The sequence below is a fragment of the Xanthomonas sp. GW genome, assembly GCF_014236815.1.
Lineage (GTDB): Bacteria > Pseudomonadota > Gammaproteobacteria > Xanthomonadales > Xanthomonadaceae > Xanthomonas_A.
This window is the reverse complement of record NZ_CP051189.1, coordinates 2,507,448-2,526,667: the sequence shown is the minus strand read 5'-3', so window position 1 is coordinate 2,526,667 and position 19,220 is coordinate 2,507,448. Positions and strand designations below refer to the sequence as shown.

General features: G+C 67.9%; 20 protein-coding genes. 5 read left to right on the top strand and 15 right to left on the bottom strand.

Going from position 1 to position 19,220, the window contains the following annotated elements:
- Positions 1-31: 31 nt before the first annotated feature.
- On the bottom strand, positions 32-247 hold the full coding sequence (locus HEP73_RS10655) for a hypothetical protein (RefSeq protein WP_185823128.1): 216 nt from the start codon (positions 245-247) through the stop codon (positions 32-34).
- A 176-nt stretch (positions 248-423) separates the two neighbouring features.
- Between HEP73_RS10655 and HEP73_RS10650 the strand changes: the two genes are divergently transcribed.
- Positions 424-1,635, top strand: a complete 1,212-nt coding sequence (locus HEP73_RS10650) for an NAD(P)/FAD-dependent oxidoreductase (RefSeq protein WP_185823127.1) — start codon at positions 424-426, stop codon at positions 1,633-1,635.
- Between the two features lie 3 nt (positions 1,636-1,638).
- Here HEP73_RS10650 and HEP73_RS10645 read toward each other — a convergent pair whose 3' ends face one another.
- The 6 genes from HEP73_RS10645 to HEP73_RS10620 are packed head-to-tail and all read right to left on the bottom strand — an operon-like array spanning position 1,639 to position 5,686.
- The gene (locus HEP73_RS10645; protein ID WP_185823126.1) at positions 1,639-2,094 is read right to left on the bottom strand and encodes a hypothetical protein; all 456 of its coding nucleotides are present in this window, start codon (positions 2,092-2,094) and stop codon (positions 1,639-1,641) included.
- Complete coding sequence (locus tag HEP73_RS10640; RefSeq protein ID WP_179564868.1) at positions 2,091-2,294, bottom strand: PspC domain-containing protein; 204 nt, start codon at positions 2,292-2,294, stop codon at positions 2,091-2,093. The genes HEP73_RS10645 and HEP73_RS10640 overlap by 4 nt, the downstream gene beginning before the upstream one ends.
- Before the next feature lie 28 nt (positions 2,295-2,322).
- On the bottom strand, positions 2,323-2,700 hold the full coding sequence (locus tag HEP73_RS10635; protein WP_255423738.1) for a DUF5329 family protein: 378 nt from the start codon (positions 2,698-2,700) through the stop codon (positions 2,323-2,325).
- A 49-nt stretch (positions 2,701-2,749) separates the two neighbouring features.
- A complete protein-coding gene (locus HEP73_RS10630) occupies positions 2,750-3,826 on the bottom strand; it encodes a class III poly(R)-hydroxyalkanoic acid synthase subunit PhaC (RefSeq protein WP_185823125.1) in 1,077 nt (358 codons plus the stop codon).
- Positions 3,823-5,025, bottom strand: a complete 1,203-nt coding sequence (gene phaE, locus HEP73_RS10625) for a class III poly(R)-hydroxyalkanoic acid synthase subunit PhaE (protein WP_185823124.1) — start codon at positions 5,023-5,025, stop codon at positions 3,823-3,825. The genes HEP73_RS10630 and phaE overlap by 4 nt, the downstream gene beginning before the upstream one ends.
- A gap of 46 nt (positions 5,026-5,071) precedes the next feature.
- Entirely contained in the window at positions 5,072-5,686 is a 615-nt protein-coding gene (locus tag HEP73_RS10620) for a CDP-alcohol phosphatidyltransferase family protein (RefSeq protein WP_185816338.1), read from the bottom strand.
- Between the two features lie 144 nt (positions 5,687-5,830).
- Between HEP73_RS10620 and HEP73_RS10615 the strand changes: the two genes are divergently transcribed.
- Entirely contained in the window at positions 5,831-6,589 is a 759-nt protein-coding gene (locus HEP73_RS10615) for a 3-hydroxybutyrate dehydrogenase (protein ID WP_185823123.1), read from the top strand.
- 293 nt (positions 6,590-6,882) lie between these two features.
- Here the strand turns inward: HEP73_RS10615 and HEP73_RS10610 are convergent, their stop codons facing one another.
- From HEP73_RS10610 to ppsR, 3 genes are all read right to left on the bottom strand, one after another.
- A complete protein-coding gene (locus tag HEP73_RS10610; protein ID WP_185816336.1) occupies positions 6,883-7,371 on the bottom strand; it encodes an NUDIX hydrolase in 489 nt (162 codons plus the stop codon).
- Positions 7,372-7,428: 57 nt separating this feature from the next.
- The gene (locus HEP73_RS10605) at positions 7,429-7,935 is read right to left on the bottom strand and encodes a DUF1249 domain-containing protein (RefSeq protein ID WP_185823122.1); all 507 of its coding nucleotides are present in this window, start codon (positions 7,933-7,935) and stop codon (positions 7,429-7,431) included.
- Positions 7,936-8,081: 146 nt separating this feature from the next.
- Positions 8,082-8,903 carry a posphoenolpyruvate synthetase regulatory kinase/phosphorylase PpsR gene (gene ppsR / locus HEP73_RS10600; RefSeq protein ID WP_039009881.1) on the bottom strand — a complete coding sequence of 274 codons (822 nt, stop codon included), beginning with the start codon at positions 8,901-8,903 and terminating at the stop codon, positions 8,082-8,084.
- Positions 8,904-9,049: 146 nt separating this feature from the next.
- Between ppsR and ppsA the strand changes: the two genes are divergently transcribed.
- Positions 9,050-11,425, top strand: coding sequence for a phosphoenolpyruvate synthase (gene ppsA, locus HEP73_RS10595; RefSeq protein ID WP_185823121.1), 2,376 nt, complete (start codon positions 9,050-9,052; stop codon positions 11,423-11,425).
- On the top strand, positions 11,425-12,384 hold the full coding sequence (locus HEP73_RS10590) for a mechanosensitive ion channel family protein (RefSeq protein ID WP_185823120.1): 960 nt from the start codon (positions 11,425-11,427) through the stop codon (positions 12,382-12,384). Before ppsA ends, HEP73_RS10590 begins: the two co-directional genes overlap by 1 nt.
- A gap of 60 nt (positions 12,385-12,444) precedes the next feature.
- Here HEP73_RS10590 and orn read toward each other — a convergent pair whose 3' ends face one another.
- From orn to mntR, 3 genes are all read right to left on the bottom strand, one after another.
- Positions 12,445-13,023, bottom strand: coding sequence for an oligoribonuclease (orn, locus tag HEP73_RS10585; protein WP_185816332.1), 579 nt, complete (start codon positions 13,021-13,023; stop codon positions 12,445-12,447).
- Between the two features lie 109 nt (positions 13,024-13,132).
- Positions 13,133-13,630, bottom strand: a complete 498-nt coding sequence (gene tadA, locus HEP73_RS10580) for a tRNA adenosine(34) deaminase TadA (protein WP_185816331.1) — start codon at positions 13,628-13,630, stop codon at positions 13,133-13,135.
- Positions 13,627-14,091 (bottom strand): manganese-binding transcriptional regulator MntR, encoded by a 465-nt coding sequence (mntR, locus tag HEP73_RS10575; RefSeq protein WP_179564890.1) that lies wholly within the window; start codon positions 14,089-14,091, stop codon positions 13,627-13,629. Before mntR ends, tadA begins: the two co-directional genes overlap by 4 nt.
- Positions 14,092-14,239: 148 nt before the next feature.
- On the opposite strand from mntR, the gene HEP73_RS10570 reads away from it, so the two are divergent.
- Entirely contained in the window at positions 14,240-15,592 is a 1,353-nt protein-coding gene (locus HEP73_RS10570) for an Nramp family divalent metal transporter (RefSeq protein WP_276568900.1), read from the top strand.
- An 87-nt stretch (positions 15,593-15,679) separates the two neighbouring features.
- Here the strand turns inward: HEP73_RS10570 and HEP73_RS10565 are convergent, their stop codons facing one another.
- Positions 15,680-17,395: a response regulator gene (locus HEP73_RS10565; protein WP_185823119.1), complete on the bottom strand. Its 1,716-nt coding sequence runs from the start codon at positions 17,393-17,395 to the stop codon at positions 15,680-15,682.
- Positions 17,382-18,908, bottom strand: a complete 1,527-nt coding sequence (locus HEP73_RS10560; protein WP_185823118.1) for an ATPase domain-containing protein — start codon at positions 18,906-18,908, stop codon at positions 17,382-17,384. The genes HEP73_RS10565 and HEP73_RS10560 overlap by 14 nt, the downstream gene beginning before the upstream one ends.
- Positions 18,909-19,220: the final 312 nt, after the last annotated feature.

Sequence of the window (19,220 nt, the reverse complement as noted above, 5' to 3'; positions counted from 1 at the left end):
GGGCGACCACACCGGGGTTCGCATGCCGGTGTCAACGCGAATAATACTGGTGCAAGCGTTCCACGACGATCTCGTCCTGCAGCGATTCCAGCGCCATGATCCGGACCCGGCGATCGCTCAGCGCGAGCACGCGCTCGACGTAGATCTCCGGCCCCTGGTCGGTCTCTTTCATCGATTTGCTGAAGCCATAGGGCATCACGCCCTTCTGGCCATCCTTGCTGCCACCGATATACAGAACGACCGACATGACGCTTCCTCTGCTGGGAATTCGTGGAACTGGCGCGCAGCCTACACAGCGCGTCGTGAGGGTGCTCTCCACGCAGGTTAATCGCGGCTGTTTGCCCGCAAATGACTTACGCCTGCCTCACGCCGGCTTAACCGGATCTGGGCATTAGTCGCGCACCTCCACGGCGACCGGCATGTATGGATCTCAAGAGCGGCTATCCCTTCTGGTCGGTGCGCAATGGCCTGATGCAGAGCTTCCCGCAGTTGCATAGCGACCTGCGCTGCGACGTGGCGATCGTCGGCGGCGGCATCACCGCGGCCTTGATCGCCGACGAACTGGTCGCGCATGGCCATGATGTCGCGGTGCTGGAGCAACGCGACATCGGCTGGGGCAGCACCGCGGCCAGCACCGCGCTGCTGCAATACGAGATCGACACGCACATGCTCGACCTGGCCAAGCGCTATGGCGAAGACGCCGCCGCCCTCGCCTACAGTTCCTGCGCGCAGGCGCTGGAGCAGTTGCGTGCGCTGGCGCGGCCGCTGCGCGACGTCGACTTCGGCTGGAACGACAGCCTGTACTACGCCAGCCGCCGTCGCCACGTGCGCGTGCTGCAGCAGGAACTGCAGCTGCGCGCGCGCCACGGCCTGGACGTGGAATGGCTGGACGCGCAGGCGTTGCGCGCCGGGTATGGCGTCGAAGCGCACGGCGCGATCCTCAGCCACCAGGCCGCGCGGGTCGATCCGTATCGCCTCACCTACCGCCTGCTCGGCCGCGCGCACAAGCGCGGCGCCGGCGTCTACGACCGCACCCGCATCGCCGACATCCAGGTCAACGGCCGCGGCGCCACCCTGCGCACCGACCAGGGCGTGCAGGTGCGCGCCGGCCACGTGGTGATGGCGGCCGGCTATGCCAGCCAGGGTTGGCTGGACCAGCGCGTGGCCAGGAACCGCAGCAGCTACGCCTTCGTCAGCGATCCGCTGGACGACGCCCAGCTCGGCGTACTGAAGGACACCATGGTGTGGGAAAGCGCGCGCCCCTATCTGTACCTGCGCAGCACCGGCAACGGCCGCATCGTCGCCGGCGGCGAGGACGACAGCGTCGACATCCCGATGCGCCGCGACGCGCGCGTGGACAGCAAGGCGCGCAAGCTGTGCCGCAAGATCGCCAAGGCGATGCCGGGCCTGCAGTTGCAGCCGACCTTCGCCTGGGCCGGCACCTTCGCCGAGACCGCCGACGGCCTGCCGTTCTTCGGCCCGCGCCCGCAGCACGGGCCGCGCATGCAGTTCGCGATGGCCTACGGCGGCAACGGCATCACCTACAGCATGCTCGGCGCCGGCCTGCTGCGCGCGCAGATCGAGCGCCGCGCGCATCCATTGAAGCAACTGTTCGGTTTCGCGCGGCTGGACTGAGCGTCAGCGCCGCCACGGCCACCAGCCGTGGCCGTGCAAGGCATAGCGGTCGGCGGCGCGCTCCAGCGGATTGCGCACGTCGACCCCGCCGCAAACGAAGTACACCGGCAGAAACAAGGGACCGAGCAGCAGGTATTGCAGCACGTGGGCGCGTTCGTGGTCGCCCAAGCGCACATTGGGATGCTGGCAGCGGCCGGCGGCATGTTCGTAGGTCGCGCACGCCACGTCCAGGTGGTCGGCACTGACCAGGATCACGTTGCCGAGCGTCAACGCCCCGCGCGGTCCCCAGGGGAAGCGGTCGAACACCAGCGCCAGCTCGCGCCGGCTGATCCGCGCGCGTGCGCCGAACGGCATGCCGGCGCATCCGGCGATCAAACCGATTAGCGTATTGGGCGAGGTCCACAGCGCGCCGAGCGCGAAACCGGCCAGGCGCAGCGCGTCCAGCGCCGGCCGGGTCAATCGGCTTCGTTGGGAATCAGCAGCCACAGGATCAGATAGACCAGGATGCCGGGAAACGCGGCCGAGGCGATCGAACCGACCACGTAGACCACGCGCAACAGCGTCGCGCTCCAGCCGAAGCGGTGCGCGATGCCGCCGATCACGCCGGCGAGCATGCGGTCGTTGAGCGAGCGCGACAGCGTAGGGGTGGACTGGGACATGGCGGCGGCTCCTGCGGCGAAGGCGCGCTCAGTCTGGGCGCGGCGCCGCGGACACGGCGTGACGGCGCAGCGCGGCCAGTTGCTGCGCGAACCAGGTCGCCGCGTCCTGCTCGGGCTGGCCCGGACAAGCGACCCGGTAGGCCTTCCCGCTGCTACTGCTGCGGCTGGCGCCGCGCTCGATGAACTGCTCCGCGCTGGCGGCCAGGTCGCGCTTGCGCAGGTAGTCGTACTTGCGTTGCAGATGCGCCTTGGCCTCCGCCGCCGGGTACCAGCTGCCGTTGCGCTGAAACCGGCACGGCGAAGCCTGCAAGGCCGCCAGCAGCGCGGCGATTTCGCGTTCGGCGACCGGCGATGGCGCCGCCGCGGCGGCGACCGTGCAGACGCAGGCCAGGCCGAACGCCAGCAAGCGCACACCTAGCCCGCGCGGGAATCGCGCAGCGCGCCGCATCACGCGTTCACTCGCCGCCATCGCGCTCGGCCAGCCAGCGGTGCAGCGCCGCCGGCACTTCGCGCTGCGCACGGCCGGACACGTAGATGCCGATGTGGCCGCCGCGAAAACTGAGTTCGGCATAGTCGTCGCTGCCGACCAGGCCGCGCAGCGCGCGCGAAGCGTCCGGCGGTACCAGGTGGTCCTGTTCGGCGTAGATGTTCAGCACCGGCATGGCGACCTTGGCCAAGTCCACCGCGTGCTCGCCGATGCGCGCGCGGCCATGCATCAGCGCGTTGTCCTGGTAGAACTGCTTGACGAATTCGCGGAAGGTCTCGCCGGCCAGGTCGGGCGAATCGAAGATCCATTTTTCCATACGCAGGAAATCTTCCAGCGCGCGCGGATCGTCGAGGATGTCCAGCAGCCCCACGTATTTCTGCAGGTTCAGCCGGAACGGCTTGAGCATCAGGTAACTGGCGTTCATCAGGTCCGCCGGCACGTTGCCCAGCGTGTCCACGAACAGGTCCACGTCCACCTGCCGCGCCCAGTTGGACAGCATGTTGTCCGGGGTATGGAAATCCACCGGCGTCACCATCGTCACCAGGTTGCGGACCTTATGCGGCTGCAGCGCCGCATAGCACAGCGAGAAGGTACCGCCCTGGCAGATGCCAAGCACGTTGATCGGCGCACCGCCAGCGGCGGCGCGCAGGTGATCGACCGCGCCGTCGATGTAGCGCAGCAGATAGTCTTCCAGGGTCAGGTAGCGCTCGGAACGGTCGGGATAGCCCCAGTCCAGCACGTAGACGTCCTCGCCCAGCGCCAGCAGGCCCTTGACCAGCGAGCGGTCGGCCTGCAGGTCGACCATGTACGGGCGGTTGACCAGCGCATACACGATCAGCAGCGGCACCTTCGCGGTGGGCGGCCGCTCGCCGACGAAGCGGTACAGCACCACCTTGCCGTCGCGCCACACTTCCTGCCGCTCGGTGACGCCGTACTGCACTTCGTCCAGTCCCGGCAGCACGCGCAGCCCTTCCATGAGCTTGCGCTGCAGCTCCAGCGTTTCCTGCAGCAGGTCGTCGCTGCTGAAGCTCAACGGCCCTTTCATGCGCGGCTCCTACGCGGCGCCGCAGCCGACTTGCCACGCGCCGGCTTGGCCGCAGCGGGCCTGGCTTTCGCGGCCGGGCTGGGCTTCGCACCAGCTTTGGACTTTGATTTCGCGACGGGCTTGGACTTGGCCGGCGGCTTGGACGTGGAAGCAGCACGCGCAGCGGACTGCTTGGTAGCGGCTTTGGTCCTCGCGCCAGCCGCCTTGGACGGCGCAGCGGCCGCAGGCCTGGATCGCGACGGCGGCCGCGGCGCGCCCTTGCCGCTCGCGGTCGGTTCGGAAGGCGCCGCCACAGGCGCAGCGCCCCGCTCCAACCGGCGCAGCCGCCGCTCCAGATCGGCGATATGCCGATGCGCCGCATCCAGCTCGGTGCGGGTGGGCAGGCCCAACTGTTCGCACAGCTGCTCGGTCTCGCGTTGCAGCAGCGCACGCAGGCGCATCTGCGCATTGGCGAAGCCGGCGTAGACCTCGCGGAATTCTTCCGACAGCGCGGACGCGGCGTAGGCCTCTTCGGCGGCATCGATCCACAGGTCGAACATCGCCCGCGCGTTGGTCAGCTGGCGGCCTGGATCCTCGTGCTCGCGCAGCTTGGCCTCGAACACGCCGAAGGCGCGATCGATCGCACCCTGCAACTGGCCCATGTAAGCCTGCAACTGCGCCTGGTAGTCCTGCTGCGCCTTGGCCAGCGCGCGCCAGCGCGCGTGGTGGTTGCGACCCGGGCCGAAGCCCGGCATCTGCAGCCACGGCCCGCTGTCGCGCTGCCAGCCCTGCAGCCATTGCGCCGCCTGCTGCAGCCAGGGATCCACGCCGGCCTGGCCGGCACCGCGCGCGGTGCCGAGCAGCCATTGCAGCATCTGCTCGCGCTGGCCCTGCACCTGCTGTTTCCAGGCGTCGGCCACGTCGGCACTGCTGGCATCGCGCCCGGCGAACTGTGCCGCCACCTGCTGCATCGCGCCGAACCACTCGCCGGCCTGCTGCTGCAACTGCGACACCGCGTCCTCGGCCTGCGCGCCGGTACCGCGCGGCAACCACTGCGCCCAGGCGTCGATCGCCTCGCGCCACGAACCGTGGCCGGCACCGTCGGCGGGCGCTTGCGCGGCCGCGCCGCCGCCCTGGCGCAACGCGTCGCTCCACGCGCCCCAGTACTGCCGCGCCAACGCTTCGAAATCGCCGGCACCGCTGCCGCCGCTAGCCTTCATCGCCACCCTCCCAGGTCAGACGGGGATGATAGCAACCTGCCGCCGCTCAAGGCTTGGGAATGCGCAGGGTCTTGCTGATCATCAGCGATCCGGACAGCGCGAACAGCAGCACCAGCGGGTGCAGCAGCCACGGTCCCAGCCGCCATTGGCCCCACCACAGCGCATCGCCGAGATGGCCCAGGTGCGCGGCGACCGCGAGCACGATCACCAGCGCCAGGCTGCTCGGGATCGGCGTGCCTTCGAAATACGGCACCTTGTCGCCGTCGCCAGCCAGCTGCTCGGCGGTGACGTTGTAGCGCGCCAGGCGGCTGACCCCGCAGCACACGAAGAAACTCAGCACCAGCCAGTCCCAGCCGCCCTGCATGCCGCATGCATAGGCCAGCGCCGCCGGGGCGACGCCGAAGGAGATCACGTCGGCCAGCGAATCCAGTTCGCGGCCGAGCGTGGACGAGGACTTGCGCCAGCGCGCCACGCGCCCGTCCAGCGCATCGAACACGAACGCCAGCGGAATCAGCGCCATGCCGATCAGAAGGTCGCTGCGCCGGCCCTCCTGTAGGAAGCGCATCGAGGCGAACACCGCGCCGGTGCCGCAGAAGGCATTGGCCAGGGTGAACCAGTCGGCCAACTGGAATTCGCGCAGCATCGAAAAGTGGCGTTTCATCGGCATAGCGTGGCGGATCCGGCGTGAGAAGGGTGCGACCGGCACAGGGTAGCGTGGCGCCACCGCACTGGCGAGGACCGGCGCCATGGCGCCCTCGCCCGGCGCTGCTACGCTCCGCACCTTCCCTCCCGACAGGTGCTTCCCATGCAGACCGTCCTGATCACCGGCGCCGCCAGCGGCATCGGCGCCGGCATCGCCCGCGAACTGGCCGCCGGCGGCCGCCACCTCGTCGTCAGCGACCTGGATGCGGACGCGGCCGCCGCCGTGGCCGCGCAACTGCGCGAGGCCGGCGGCTCGGCCGAGGCGGTGGCGCTGGACGTGGCCAGCGAGGCCAGCATCGGCGCGGCGCTGGCGGCGATCTCGCGGCCGCTGGACGTGCTGGTCAACAACGCCGGGCTGCAGCACGTGGCGCCGCTGCAGGACTTCCCGATGGCCAAGTGGAGCTTGTTGATCGAGGTGATGCTGACCGGCGTGGCGCGCCTGACCCAGGCCGTGCTGCCGGGCATGCGTGCGCGCGGCTTCGGCCGCATCGTCAACATCGGCAGCATCCATTCGCTGGTCGCCAGCCCGTACAAGAGCGCCTACGTCGCCGCCAAGCATGGCCTGGTCGGGTTCTCCAAGGCCGTGGCGCTGGAAACCGCCGACACCGACATCACCATCAACACGCTATGCCCGAGCTACGTGAAAACCCCGCTGGTGGACAAGCAGATCGCCGACCAGGCGCGCACCCGCGGCATTTCCGAAGCCGACGTGATCGCGCAGGTGATGCTCAAACCGATGCCCAAGGGCGTGTTCATCGACTACGACGAACTGGCCGGCTGCGTCGCGTTCCTGGCCTCGCCGGCGGCGCGCAACATCACCGCGCAGACCATCGCCATCGACGGCGGCTGGACCGCGCAGTAGCGGCGCGCCGCGTTCCGGCAAGACGGGCGCCGGCAGGAACCGCAATCGATGCTGGCGAATTTTTCGCCAGCCTGGCGACAGCCGTTGCGCTGCAACGCGCTCGAAGTCTTATCCACAGCGTTTGGCCGATTCCATCCACACCCGCTGTGGAGAAACGCAGCCGGTACTGGCGAAATTTTCGCCACACACAAAAATCGGACAGCAGTCTCAGCGACTTGCCACGCTTGCCCACAGGCTTGTGCAGGATCGATCCACAGCCGCTGTGGACAAGCGCGGCGCAGGCGCGATGCCGCTCAGACCCGCGAATAGCGCCACGACAGCATGCGCCCGTCGCGGTACGGCATCACTCCGTGGAACGGGCGCGGATCGCCGTCGAACACCAGCGGCAGGAAGTGGCGGTCGCCCTCCCACAGCGGCAGCGCGTCCATCTCCGCCACCGGCACCCAGGCCAATGTGCCCTCGGCGTTCTCGGTAAACGGTTCACCGCTGTAGGCGCTGATCAGGAACAAGAAGCCCAGCCAGTCTTCGCCATGCTTGCCGAAACCGGGCCAACTGATCGTGCCGCGCAGTTGCAGCGCGTCGCATTCGATGCCGGCCTCTTCGCGGATCTCGCGGCGCATGCCGTCCAGTACGTCCTCGTCCGCCTCGACCTTGCCACCCAGGCCGTTGTACTTGCCCAGGTGGTGGTCGCCGGGCCGCGCGTTGCGATGGATCAGCAACACCTTGGAGCGGTCGGGCGACAGCACGTAGCCCAGCGTGGCGACGATCGGGGTGTAAGGCATGCGGCAGGCGGGCGAGTCGGCGGGCGCGCAGTATGCCGCATCCGCCACGGCCGACGATCAGGGCGCGGGCGCCGCCGCGTCCTCGGCCCGGCGCCGCAGCGGCCCGGCAGGCTTCAGCGTGGCCACGCCATGGCCGCGCTCGGCCAGGTATTCCAGCCACTTGCTGAGGAAGGTGTTCATGCGCATGCGGTGACTGATCAGTTCCGCCGGCGGCGGATACAGCCCCATCACGTCCTGCCAGCGGCGGCCGACGTAGCAATGCGTGGTCTCGGCCTGGCGCGCGTCGCGGTACAGGCGCACGTAGGCCGACGGATCCGGCTCGCCGGTGAGCGGGTCGCACAGGTCGTAGGTGATGCGCAGTTCCACCGTGTAGCGGTGGTGTTCGATCACGTCCAGGCGCAGGTCCAGGCCGTCGCCGATCGAGGACAGGTAGCTGCCCACGGCCAGGTCGGACGGCACGAACAGCCGGTTCAGGTGCACGAAGTTCTCGGCGTACAGCCCCATCAGCCAGCCGAATCGGCTCAGCCGGGGGATGCGTTCGCTGCGGGTCAGGGCGTGCTGCATGGAACCGATGCTACACGCTGCGACGCCGCCGCGGCAGCATTGACGGATCGCCCGCGCCGGCCTACCTTGGAAGTCTCGGCACCGAGGCGCGATCGCCTCACAGATGGGCCGATTTCACGCAGGCGCCACGATCCACGCTGCCGCGCTCAGAACATCTCGCGCTGCAGCCCCAGCGTCGCCAGCACCTTGCTGGAAATCTCCTCGATCGAGGTATGCGTGGTGCTCAGCGTCGGGATCCGCTCCATCCTGAACATGGTCTCGGCCGCGGACACCTCGCGCCGACACGTCTCCAGGTTGGAATAGCGCGAATTTGGCCGCCGTTCCTGGCGGATCTGCTGCAGCCGATCCGGATCGATGGTCAGCCCGAACAGCTTGCTGCGATACGGACGCAAGCGCGGCGGCAGCCGGTCGTGCTCCAGATCCTCCTCGGTCAGCGGATAGTTGGCCGCACGCACGCCGTAGTGCAGCGCCAGGTAGATGCAGGTCGGCGTCTTGCCGGCGCGCGAGACGGCGACCAGGATCAGGTCGGCCTCGTCGTAGTTGATCGCGATGCCGTCGTCGTGGGTCAGCGCGAAGTTCATCGCGTTGATACGGCGATGGTAGGTCTCGAAATCGACCAGGCCGTGCGCCTGCCCCACCCGCGAATGCCGCGGCGCGTTCAACTCGCGCTCCAGCGGCTCGATGAACGGCGCGAACACGTCGAGCATCAAGGCCCCGCTTTCCGACAGCAGCATGCTCAGCTGCGGATCGACGCAGGAATTGACCACGATCGGCCGCACCTGATAGCGCTCGCCTGCGGCATGGATGCGCTGCGCCGCCTCGCGCGCTTTTTCCGGATCGTCTACGAACGACATGCGGTCGGTGACGAAGCTGAAACCGCTGAACTGGGTGAGCAGGCTATGCCCAATGGTTTCAGCGGTGATACCGGTTCCATCGGACACGTAGAACACCGGTCGGATCGTCGACATTGCCTGGATTCTCCTTGCTGAAACCCAACGGATGCCCCCGGCCGCGCTTGTGCCGACTCGGGTGCGCACTGCATGATATCGGCTTCTTCCCCCACGGACGCGGCCACTCTGCCCGCCTCGGGCGATGGCCCAACGGAGCATCGCGCTTGAACGAGAACATCCTTTGGTTGCACGAGTTGCGCCTGACCGACTTGGCCCGCGTCGGCGGCAAGAACTCCTCCCTCGGCGAAATGATCGGCAACCTGGCGGGTTTGGGAGTCTCGGTACCCGGCGGCTTCGCCACCACCGCCGAAGCGTTCAAGGCGTTCGTCGCCCACAACAATCTCTATCAGCGCATTTTCGACAAGCTGGCAACGCTGGACGTGGAAGACGTCGGCGCGCTGACCGTGGCCGGCAAGGAAATCCGCGGCTGGGTCACCGATGCGCCGCTGCAGCCCGAGCTGGACCAGGCGATCCGCGAGGCTTACGCCCAACTGTGTGCAGAGAACGGCGGCGGCGACGTCGCGGTGGCAGTGCGCTCGTCTGCAACGGCAGAAGACCTGCCCGACGCCAGCTTCGCCGGCCAGCAGGAGACCTTCCTCAACGTGACCGGCGCCGACGACGTGCTGCACAAGGTCAAGGAAGTCTTCGCCAGCCTGTACAACGACCGCGCCATCGCCTATCGCGTGCACCACGGCTTCAAGCACGAGGACGTGTTCCTGTCGGCCGGTGTGCAGCTGATGGTGCGCTCGGGCGTCGGCGCCGCCGGCGTGCTGTTCACGCTCGACACCGAGTCCGGTTTCCGCGACGTGGTGTTCGTTACCTCAAGCTTCGGCCTCGGCGAAATGGTCGTGCAGGGCGCGGTCAATCCCGACGAGTTCTACGTCTACAAGCCCACCCTCGCCGCCGGCAAGCCGGCGATCCTGCGCCGCTCGCTGGGCAGCAAGATGATCCGCATGGTGTATTCGGACGTGCCCGGCGAGCGCGTGCGCATCGAAGACACCCCCGCCGAGCTGCGCAACACCTTCTCGATCAGCGACGAGGACGTGCAGGAACTGTCCAAGCAGGCGCTGGTGATCGAAAAGCACTACCAGCGGCCGATGGACATCGAGTGGGCGAAGGACGGCGTCAGCGGCAAGCTGTTCATCGTGCAGGCGCGCCCGGAGACGGTGAAGTCGCGCGGCCATGCCACCCAGATCGAGCGTTTCGCGCTGGAGCAGCGCGGCACGGTGATCGCAGAAGGCCGCGCCATCGGCCAGAAGATCGGCGCCGGCGTCGCCCGCGTGGTGCGCAGCCTGGACGACATGAGCCGGGTGCAGCCCGGCGACGTGCTGGTCGCGGACATGACCGATCCGGATTGGGAGCCGGTGATGAAGCGCGCCTCGGCGATCGTCACCAACCGCGGCGGCCGCACCTGCCACGCGGCGATCATCGCCCGCGAACTGGGCGTGCCGGCAGTGGTCGGCACCGGCAACGCGATGGAGCTGATCGAGGACGGCCGCGAGGTGACGGTGAGCTGCGCCGAAGGCGACACCGGCTTCATCTACGCCGACCTGCTGCCGTTCGACCGCACCACCACCGATCTGGGCAACATGCCGCCGGCACCGCTGAAGATCATGATGAACGTGGCCAACCCGGAGCGCGCGTTCGACTTCGGCCAGCTGCCCAACGCCGGCATCGGCCTGGCGCGGCTGGAAATGATCATCGCCGCGCACATCGGCATCCATCCCAATGCGCTGCTGGAATACGCCAAGCAGGACGCGGCGACCAAGAAGAAGATCGACGAGAAGATCGCCGGCTACGCCGACCCGGTCAGCTTCTACATCAACCGCCTGGCCGAAGGCATCGCCACGCTGACCGCGTCGGTGGCGCCGAACCCGGTGATCGTGCGCCTGTCGGACTTCAAGTCCAACGAATACGCCAACCTGATCGGCGGCAGCAACTACGAGCCGCACGAAGAGAACCCGATGATCGGTTTCCGCGGCGCCAGCCGCTACGTCGATCCGAGCTTCTCGGCCGCGTTCGCGCTGGAATGCAAGGCGGTGCTCAAGGTCCGCAACGAGATGGGCCTGGACAACATGTGGGTGATGATCCCGTTCGTGCGCACCCTGGAAGAAGGCCACAAGGTCATCGAGGTGCTGGAGAAGAACGGGCTCAAGCAGGGCGAGAACGGCCTGAAGATCATCATGATGTGCGAGCTGCCGTCCAATGCGCTGCTGGCCGACGAATTCCTGGAGATCTTCGACGGCTTCTCGATCGGTTCCAACGACCTGACCCAGCTGACCCTGGGCCTGGATCGCGATTCCTCGATCGTGGCGCACCTGTTCGACGAGCGCAACGCCGCGGTCAAGAAGCTGCTGTCGATGGCGATCAAGGCCGCGCGCGCCAAGGGCAAGTACGTCGGCATCTGCGGCCAGGGCCCGTCGGACCATCCTGATCTGGCCGAGTGGCTAATGCAGGAAGGCATCGAGTCGGTGTCGCTGAATCCCGACACCGTGGTCGATACCTGGCTGCGCCTGGCCAAGCTGAAAGCCGCCGGCTGATGGGCACGGCAGCAACGTTGCTGGCGGCGGTCGCGGCGGCGACCGCCACCGCACCGTCGGCGCAGACGCAGCGACCGTTCAACTGGCGAGACCTCGATTGGGCGCAGTACGCGCTCAACTGGGGCGTGGCGCTGGTCATCCTGGTGCTCGGGATGTGGATCGCCAAGCGCTTGAGCCAGTGGCTGCACCGCGCGCTGGTCCGCGCGCGGGTGGAGACCACGCTCAGCAACTTCCTGCGCAACGTCGCCTATGCCTTGCTGCTGGTGCTGGTGTTCGTCACCGCGCTGCAGAAGATCGGCGTGCCGCCGACCTCGCTGTTCGCGGTGCTCGGCGCGGCCGGCCTGGCGGTCGGCCTGGCGCTGAAGGATTCGCTGTCCAACATCGCCTCGGGGGTGATGCTGATCGTGCTGCGGCCGATGCGCGACGGCGACCACGTTGTGGTGGCCGGCCAGGAAGGCATCGTCGACGAGATCCGGATCTTCCAGACCCGCATCCGCAGCTTCGACGAGCGCATGATCACCCTGCCCAACAGCACCATCACCACCGCGCCGATCGTCAATTACAGCACCCTGCCCAACCGGCGCCTGGAGATCACGGTGGGCGTGGGCTATGGCGACGACCTGAAGAAGGCGCAGCATTTGCTGCTGCAGATCGCGCAGGACAATCCGAACATCCTGGAGACGCCGGCGCCGTTCGTGCAGGTCACCAACCTGGGCGAGAGCACGGTGGACCTGATGCTGTTCGCCTACGCCAGGAACGGCGACTTCGGCGCGGCCAAGAGCAGCACGCTGGAGAACATCCGCAACCAGTTGCTGGAGAACGGGCTCAGCATTCCCTACCCGCAGCGCGATCTGCACGTGTACCACCACGACGCCGATGGGCGGCCGATCGCCGAGCTGTTGCTGAAGGGCGTGACCGACGACGGCGAGACCAAGCAAGGGCCGCCGCTGGCCCGTTGACGCAGATCATTGCGCGAGGCCGCGCCGGACAGGCGCGGCCTGCGTGTCGCGCAGCGCGACTCAGCGTGCGCCGTTGCCCTGCCCGCTCAATGCGCCCATGAACGGGCGGTAGTAGCGCAGCTCGTCGATCGAGTCGTGCACGTCGCTGAGCGCGGTGTGCGAGGAGGTCTTGTTCAGTCCCGAGGCGACCGATGGCGCCCAGCGCCGCGCCAGTTCCTTCAGCGTGGACACGTCCAGGTTGCGGTAGTGGAAGAAGCGCTCCAGCCGCGGCATCTGCCGGTGCAGGAAGCGCCGGTCCTGGCAGATCGAGTTGCCGCACATCGGCGACGCGCCCGGCTTGCACCACTGCGCCAGGAATGAAACGGTCTGCGCCTCGGCCTGGCCCAGGGTGGTCTTGCTGTCGAGCACGCGCTGCCACAGCCCGGAATGGCGATGCTGGTTGCGGTTCCACTCGTCCATCGCCTGCAGGGTCTGCAGCGGATGCGCGATGGCGAACTCCGGGCCCTCGGCCAGCACGTTGAGCTGGCTGTCGGTGACCACCGTGGCGATCTCGATGATCGAATCCTTGTCGGTATCCAATCCGGTCATTTCCAGATCGATCCAGATCAGACGATCGTTGTCCACGTGCGGTTCCGCCATATCACCATCCAGTCGTTCGCGGCGGCGCTGCCGGCGCGGGGGTTTCGTATCGGTCGTGCATGATACCGCGCGTGACCCGGCGGCTTCACATTGGCCAGCGCCGCGGCGTTCAACCGCCGAGCAGCGGCTTGCCGCGTTTGGCGCGGAAATAGTTGGTCAGGCGCAGCCCGGCCGGCGCCGCCAGCACCCCGCCGCGCACCTGCACGCGGTGGTTGTGGCGCGGATCGGCAACCAGGTCGAACACGCTGCCGCAGGCGCCGGTCTTCGGATCGGCTGCCGCGAACACCAGCTGCGCCACGCGCGCATGCACCACCGCCATCGCGCACATCGCGCACGGCTCCAGGGTTACGTACAGCGTGCTGCCGACCAGGCGGTGATTGCCGAGCCGGCGCCCGGCCTGGCGCAGCGCCACGATCTCGGCGTGCGCGCTGGGATCGTGCTCGGCGATGTTGAGGTTCCAGCCCTCGCCCAGCACCTCGTCCTGCGCCGAGACCAGCACCGCGCCGACCGGGATCTCGTCGAACTCGCGCTCGGCGCGATCGGCCAGGGCCAGCGCGTGCAGCATCCAGCGCTCGTCGCGCGCGGCGGTGTCGCTGTCGGCGTTCATCGCGCCGCGGCGTGCTTGCGCACGAACTCGGCGAACACCGCCAGCGTGGCTTCGCTGACATGGTGCTCGATGCCCTCCGCATCGCGCCGCGCGATGTCCTCGTCGATGCCCAGCGCCAGCAGGAACTGCTCCACGGTCTGGTGCCGCTGCCGGCTGGCCGCCGCCAGCGCTTCGCCGTCGGGGGTCAGGAACACGCCGCGATACGGCCGCTGGATCACCCAGCCGCCCTTGACCAGCCGCTTGAGCATCTTCGCCACGGTCGGCTGGGCCACACCCAGGCGCGCGGCGATGTCCACCTGCCGCGCCTCGCCGCCGTCGGCCAGCAGGTCGGAAATCAGCTCCACATAGTCCTCGATCAGCTCCAGGCGGTGCGCCTCGCGCACCTGGCGGAAGCTCTCGACCTGCACTTCGGCGTCGAGCAGCACCGCCCCCGGTGCCGTCAACTTCCCGCTTTTCTGCATCGCAACGCCCTTGTCCGGTGCCGGCGAACGCCGGCCGCTGCCTATTCTGGCCGAAATCGCGCCTATCGCAGCGATTCGATTTGCCAATGCTAACTAGAATAGCAAGTGCTATATACTCGATCGCGCTCCTCCCACGCACGTTTCCGCCATGGCCGATCCCCTGCCCCTGCCCGAGTCCAACGCCGCCTGGCCGCAGGCCAGCGAGCCGCCGCGGCGCAGCCTGGGGCGCATGAACGGCAGCGTCGCCGTGCCCAGCGGCGGGCTCGGCTGGCGCCGCTTCCTGGCCTTCCTGGGGCCGGGCTACATGGTCTCGGTGGGCTACATGGATCCAGGCAACTGGGCCACCGACATCGCCGGCGGCTCGCACTTCGGCTATCTGCTGCTGTCGGTGATCCTGCTGTCGAACCTGATGGCGATCGTGCTGCAGGGGCTGGCGGCGCGGCTGGGCATCGCCACCGGCCGCGACCTGGCGCAGGCCTGCCGCGAGCACTATTCCAAGCCGGTCAACTTCCTGCTGTGGCTGGCCTGCGAGGCGGCGATCGTGGCCTGCGACCTGGCCGAGGTGATCGGCACCGCGATCGCGCTGAAGCTGCTGTTCGGCATCCCGCTGACCCTGGGCGCGATCATCACCGCGATCGACGCGCTGCTGGTGCTGTACCTGATGCGGCGCGGCTTCCGCACCCTGGAGGCGTTCGTGATCGCGCTGCTGCTGGTGATCTTCGCCTGCTTCATGGTGCAGATCCTGCTGGCTGCGCCGCCGCTGCGCGAGGTGCTGGCCGGCTTCATTCCGCGCGCCGAAGTGGTGACCAATCCGGCCGCGCTGTACCTGGCGATCGGCATCATCGGCGCGACGGTGATGCCGCACAACCTGTACCTGCATTCGTCGATCGTGCAGACCCGCGCCTACGAACGCAGCGACGACGGCCGCCGCTCGGCGCTGCGCTGGGCGCTAGCCGACAGCACCATCGCACTGAGCCTGGCGCTGTTCGTCAACGCCGCGATCCTGGTGCTGGCCGCGGCGGTGTTCCATGCACACGGCCGGACCGACGTGGAGGAGATCGAGCAGGCCTACGAGCTGCTGGCGCCGATGCTCGGCGTCGGCCTGGCCTCGACCCTGTTCGCGGTGGCGCTGCTGGCCTCGGGCATCAACTCCACGGTGACCGCGACGCTGGCCGGGCAGATCGTGATGGAAGGCTTCCTGCACCTGCGCATCCCGGCCTGGGCGCGGCGCCTGCTGACCCGCGGCCTGGCGATCGTGCCGGTGGTGGTGGTGACCTGGCTGTACGGCGAGCAAGGCACCGCCAAGCTGCTGGTGCTGAGCCAGGTGCTGCTGTCGATGCAGCTGCCGTTCGCGGTGATCCCGCTGGTGCGCTTCGTCGCCGACAAACGCAAGATGGGCGCGCTGGTCGCGCCGCGCTGGCTGATCGGGCTGTCGTGGGTCATCGCCGCGCTGATCGTGGCGCTGAACGTGAAGCTGCTCGGCGATACCTTGCTGCACTGAGCCGACGCAAAGCATCAGGCACCGCGCTGACGCGTCTGCCCGAGGCGATCCGGCGCAGGCGTTGTCCGGCGCCAGCGGCGCCTGCGCTCACGAATACAGCGGCGCCGCTTCCGGTTTGTCCTGGGCGCCGGGATTGGCGCGCACCTGCTGCAACGCCGTGGCCAGTTCGTCCAGCCGGTATGGCTTGGACAGGATCTGCACGCCTTCCGCCTCGGCCGCGGATTTCGCCGCTTCCGCGTAGCCGCTGGTGAGCAGGATCGGCAGTTCCTGGCGCCGCATGCGGATCTCGTGGACCAGCTCCAGGCCATTCATGCCGCCGGGCATCATGATGTCGGAGAACACGATGTCCACCACGCGCTCGTTGGCCAACGCGCCCAGCGCCGCGGCCGCGCTGGCCACGCGGGTCACCTGGTAGCCCAGCTGGCGCAGCATTTCGCCTACCAGGGCGGCGACTTCGTCGTCGTCCTCGACCAGCAGCACGTAGCCGGCCTCGCCCGGGGCGCGGCGCGCCACCTGTTGCAGGTCCACCAGATGCCGCTCGTCCGGCGCCGGCGCGCGGAACGAGCGCGGCAGCAGCAGATGGATCGCGGTGCCCTGCCCGAGTTCGCTGTCGATGTGGATGGAGCCGCCGGATTGCTGCACGAACCCGTGTACCTGGGCCAGGCCCAGCCCCGAGCCCTTGCCGATGTCCTTGGTGGTGTAGAACGGTTCGAACACCCGCGCCTTCACTTCCGGCGCCATGCCGACGCCGGTGTCGATGATCGACAGGCGGATGAAGTCCGGATCGGTCTTGCCCGCGCCCGCCATGTTCTGCGCCCGCACCACGATGGTGCCGCCATTGGGCATCGCATCGCGCGCATTGACCGCCAGATTTAGCACCACCAGCTCCAGCTCGCCCGGATCCACTTCGATCGGCCACAGGCCGTCGGCGAAATCGAAATCCACGTGCACGTCGCCGCGCAGGCTGCGGTCCAGCAGCTCGCGCATGCCGCCGATCTGCCGGGTCAGGTCGACCGGCTCCGGCTTGAGCTCCTGCCGCCGCGAGAACGCCAGTAGCTGCCGGGTCAGCCCGGCGCCGCGCTGCGCGGCCTTCTGCATGCCATCCATCAGCCGCTTGCGCACGCCTGGATCGGCCTGGGTGTCGAGCATCGCCAGGCCGCCGGAGATCACCATCAGCAAATTGTTGAAATCGTGCGCGACGCCACCGGTCAATTGCCCGATGGCCTCGATCTTCTGCGCGTGGCGCAGGGTTTCCTCGACCCGCGCGCGCTCGTCCATCTGCGTGCGCAGCAGGCGATTGGCCTGCTCCAGTTCGCGCGTGCGCGCCACCACCTGCGCCTCCAGCTTCTGCGCCGCCGAGGCCTGTTCGCGCAACAGCGAGCGCACTTCGTACTGACGGGTGCGGGCGCGCAGCGCGGCCTTGATGGTGCTGGTCAAGGTGATGGCCTGCACCGGCCGCTCGAGCAAGGCGACGTTGCGCAGCGAGGCCACCAACTTGCGCCGCCAGGTCACCACGGACGGTTGTTCCTGATGGCTGGTCAGCACCACGAACGGCAGATCGGACCAGGTCGGCTGCGCGTCGGCCCAGGCGAACAGCGCGCTCGCATCCTTGCCGAACAGGCCTTCTTCGGCGATGAACACCGCCGCGGCACCGATGTTCAGTTCGCGTACCACGCTGTCCAGATCTACGCAGTTGCAGGCCACCACACCGCCACGCCGCAGCAGTTCCACCGAGGCCCCGCCGTCGCGCCCGATCGGCGCGTAGACGAGGACCCGGCTTTCGCTGGCGTCACTGCTGCTCATGCGCGACGGAGCTCGTGAACGGCAGATCGTTTCCGCTGTAGCGCGGCGTTCCGGAGAAGATGGCGCTGAACTGGGTGATCGGCGGACCGATGTCCAGGCCCTTGCTGCTGAGCCGGAACTCGCGGATGGTGTTCTCGTGACTGCCGCTGCGTTTCTTCACCACCGACAGCGCCCGGCGCACCGTGCCGTCCACCTCGAAATAGCGCAACATCAGCACCGAATCGCTGAGATAACTGAGATCCAGCGGGGTTTCCATCGGCCCGACCAAGCCGTGCTGCGCCAGGACCAGGATGGTCAGCACGCCTTGCTGGCCCAGGTAGCTGAGCAATTCGTGCATCTGCAGGATCAGGAAGCGCTCGTCCGGCATCGCATTGAGATAGCCGTTGAGGCTGTCGATGACGATCACCCGCGCGTGGTCGACCTCCACGCTGCGGCGCACGTTGGCGGCGAACTGGCCCGGCGACATCTCCGCCGGATCGATCTGCTGAAAACGGATCAGGCCGTTGTCGAGCTTTTCGTCGAGCGGCAAGCCCAGCGTGCGCGAGCGCGCCTCCACGGTGCTGCGCCCCTCGTCGAAGGCGAAGAACACGCTGTGTTCGCCACGTTCGGCCGCGGCGATGGCATAGGTCAGCGCCAGCGAGGACTTGCCCACGCCGGCCGCGCCCAACAGCAAGGCATTGGTGCCGCGCTCCAGCCCGCCGCCGAGCAGCCGGTCCAGTTCGGCATTGCCGCTGGGGACGACCTCCTCGATATGGTGGTGCTTGTAATCGCTCGCGATCAGGCGCGGATAGATTTCCAGGCCGCCCTTCTCGATGGTGAAGTCGTGGAAACCGCCGCGGAACTGGATGCCGCGCATCTTGACCACGCGCAGGCGCCGGCGTTCGGCGCCGTAGTCGATGGCGAGTTGTTCCAGCAACACCACGCCATGGGTGATGGAGTGCAACTGCAGGTCGTTCTGCTGCGAGGACAGGTCGTCGAGCAGGATCACCGTGCACTGCCGGCTGGCGAAGAAATGCTTCAGCGCCAACACCTGGCGGCGATAGCGCAACGGACTCTGCGCGAGCAGGCGCAGCTCGGACAGGCTGTCCAGCACCACCCGCGCCGGGTTGAGCTGCTCGACCTTGTCGAAGATCAGCTTGGTGGTCTCGGTCAGCTCCATTTCCGCCGGATGGAACACGGTGAGCTCGCGCTCCGGATCCAGCACGATCTCCGGCGGTACCAGTTCGAACACATCGATCTGGTTCATGCTCCAGCCGTGGCGGGCGGCCACCAGGCTCAGCTCGCGCTGGGTCTCGGACAAGGTGATGTAGAGCGCCCGTTCGCCATGCCGCGCGCCTTCCAGCAGGAACTGCAGGGCGATCGTGGTCTTGCCGGTGCCAGGGCGGCCTTCGTAAAGATAGAGGCGGTTGGGGTCGACGCCGCCGCCGAGGATATTGTCCAGACCCGCACTGCCGGTCGAGATGCGCGGCAGGTCGTCGCCGTTCGCGTGATCGGGTTGCCGGTGGGGGGTCATAGGGGTCCTTGAAGGTTGCGTGTGGATCGAACGTAATGTGTTGCAGCTGTCTTGCTAAGGACCGCGCGCAGCAACTCGCATCAGCAGTCTCCCTTTCGCCAACACGCCTTGCATGGATGCCGCGACCGGCGCCCGCTCACCTGGGCGTGCCGCAACGCTCACGGTTCAGTGACGCCAAAACACACTACGTTCGGCAAAGTGATGTTGTTGTGTAGGCACAGCCTGCGTCCTGCAGGGCGGAAAAACGGGTCGCGAACATCGTCGAGCAACGGCCAGGCCCAATACCACAAATGCCTCGCCGGGTCCCGAAAC

Excerpts from the sequence above, each read along its gene's own strand:
- HEP73_RS10655 (WP_185823128.1), bottom strand. The coding sequence starts at position 247 with ATGTCGGTCGTTCTGTATATCGGTGGCAGCAAGGATGGCCAGAAGGGC.
- HEP73_RS10560 (WP_185823118.1), bottom strand. The coding sequence starts at position 18,908 with ATGACCCCCCACCGGCAACCCGATCACGCGAACGGCGACGACCTGCCG.
- HEP73_RS10630 (WP_185823125.1), bottom strand. The coding sequence starts at position 3,826 with ATGAAAGGGCCGTTGAGCTTCAGCAGCGACGACCTGCTGCAGGAAACG.
- HEP73_RS10590 (WP_185823120.1), top strand. The coding sequence starts at position 11,425 with ATGGGCACGGCAGCAACGTTGCTGGCGGCGGTCGCGGCGGCGACCGCC.
- HEP73_RS10615 (WP_185823123.1), top strand. The coding sequence starts at position 5,831 with ATGCAGACCGTCCTGATCACCGGCGCCGCCAGCGGCATCGGCGCCGGC.
- HEP73_RS10610 (WP_185816336.1), bottom strand. The coding sequence starts at position 7,371 with ATGCCTTACACCCCGATCGTCGCCACGCTGGGCTACGTGCTGTCGCCC.
- mntR (WP_179564890.1), bottom strand. The coding sequence starts at position 14,091 with ATGCAGAAAAGCGGGAAGTTGACGGCACCGGGGGCGGTGCTGCTCGAC.
- ppsR (WP_039009881.1), bottom strand. The coding sequence starts at position 8,903 with ATGTCGACGATCCGACCGGTGTTCTACGTGTCCGATGGAACCGGTATC.
- HEP73_RS10650 (WP_185823127.1), top strand. The coding sequence starts at position 424 with ATGGATCTCAAGAGCGGCTATCCCTTCTGGTCGGTGCGCAATGGCCTG.
- orn (WP_185816332.1), bottom strand. The coding sequence starts at position 13,023 with ATGGCGGAACCGCACGTGGACAACGATCGTCTGATCTGGATCGATCTG.
- HEP73_RS10605 (WP_185823122.1), bottom strand. The coding sequence starts at position 7,935 with ATGCAGCACGCCCTGACCCGCAGCGAACGCATCCCCCGGCTGAGCCGA.
- tadA (WP_185816331.1), bottom strand. The coding sequence starts at position 13,630 with ATGAACGCCGACAGCGACACCGCCGCGCGCGACGAGCGCTGGATGCTG.
- HEP73_RS10570 (WP_276568900.1), top strand. The coding sequence starts at position 14,240 with ATGGCCGATCCCCTGCCCCTGCCCGAGTCCAACGCCGCCTGGCCGCAG.
- HEP73_RS10640 (WP_179564868.1), bottom strand. The coding sequence starts at position 2,294 with ATGTCCCAGTCCACCCCTACGCTGTCGCGCTCGCTCAACGACCGCATG.
- HEP73_RS10565 (WP_185823119.1), bottom strand. The coding sequence starts at position 17,395 with ATGAGCAGCAGTGACGCCAGCGAAAGCCGGGTCCTCGTCTACGCGCCG.
- phaE (WP_185823124.1), bottom strand. The coding sequence starts at position 5,025 with ATGAAGGCTAGCGGCGGCAGCGGTGCCGGCGATTTCGAAGCGTTGGCG.
- HEP73_RS10620 (WP_185816338.1), bottom strand. The coding sequence starts at position 5,686 with ATGAAACGCCACTTTTCGATGCTGCGCGAATTCCAGTTGGCCGACTGG.